At 61.8% G+C, this 1,050-nt stretch carries 1 protein-coding gene; it reads left to right on the top strand.

The annotated features are described in order from the left end of the window. Positions 1-39: 39 nt before the first annotated feature. A partial coding sequence (locus ACH49X_RS32880; RefSeq protein ID WP_323124770.1) for an ATP-binding cassette domain-containing protein occupies positions 40-1,050 on the top strand: 1,011 nt, incomplete at its 3' end.

Raw genomic sequence — 1,050 nt, 5'->3', positions numbered from 1 at the left:
CGCCGGTGGGGCAGCTCGCTGAGAATTGTGGAGGTTGGCGTGGGCGTCGAGGTCAGGACCGAGAGTGTGACCAAGTCTTTCGGTTCCCAGCGTATTTGGCAGGATGTGTCGTTGACGTTGCCTTCGGGTGAGGTCAGTGCGTTGCTGGGTCCGTCGGGTACCGGTAAGTCGGTGTTCTTGAAGTCGCTGATCGGTCTGCTGCGTCCGGAGCGGGGTTCGATTTTCATCGATGGGACCGATATCACCACCTGCTCCAACAAGGAGCTGTATGAGATCCGCAAGCTGTTCGGTGTGTTGTTCCAGGACGGTGCGTTGTTCGGGTCGATGAACCTGTTCGACAATGTGGCGTTCCCGTTGCGGGAGCATACGAAGAAGAGCGAATCCGAGATCAAGAAGATCGTGATGGAGAAGCTGGAGCTGACCGGTCTGCTCGGGGCCGAGGGCAAGCTGCCCGGTGAGATCTCCGGTGGTATGCGCAAGCGCGCCGGGTTGGCCCGCGCCTTGGTGTTGGATCCGCAGATCATCCTCGTCGACGAGCCCGACTCCGGTCTGGATCCGGTGCGCACCTCGTACTTGTCGCAGTTGTTGATCGATATCAACGCGCAGATCGACGCCACGATCCTGATCGTCACCCACAACATCAACTTGGCGCGGACGGTGCCGGACAACATCGGGATGTTGTTCCGGCGTCAGTTGGTGATGTTCGGGCCGCGGGAGGTGTTGTTGACTTCGGAGGAGCCGGTGGTCAAGCAGTTCCTCAACGGGCGGATGATCGGGCCGATCGGGATGTCGGAGGAGAAGGACGAGGCGCAGATGGCGCGGGAGCAGGCGTTGGTGGACGCCGGGCATCATCATGGTGGCGCCGAGGAGGTCGAGGGGATCATTCCGCAGATGCGGGCGACGCCGGGTATGCCGGTGCGTCAGGCGGTGTTGCGGCGGAAGGAGCGGGTGCGCGAGATCATGCACACGTTGCCGCATGCCGCGCAGGTCGCGATCCGGGAATCACTTGCCGACAACGACGATACGCAGGTGATGGCCTACAACAGCGGC

It is taken from the genome of Nocardia sp. NPDC019323 (assembly GCF_044389845.1).
Taxonomy (GTDB): Bacteria; Actinomycetota; Actinomycetes; order Mycobacteriales; family Mycobacteriaceae; genus Nocardia; species Nocardia implantans.
Note: the sequence above shows the minus strand (reverse complement) of the source record. Positions and strands in the feature narration are given on the sequence as shown.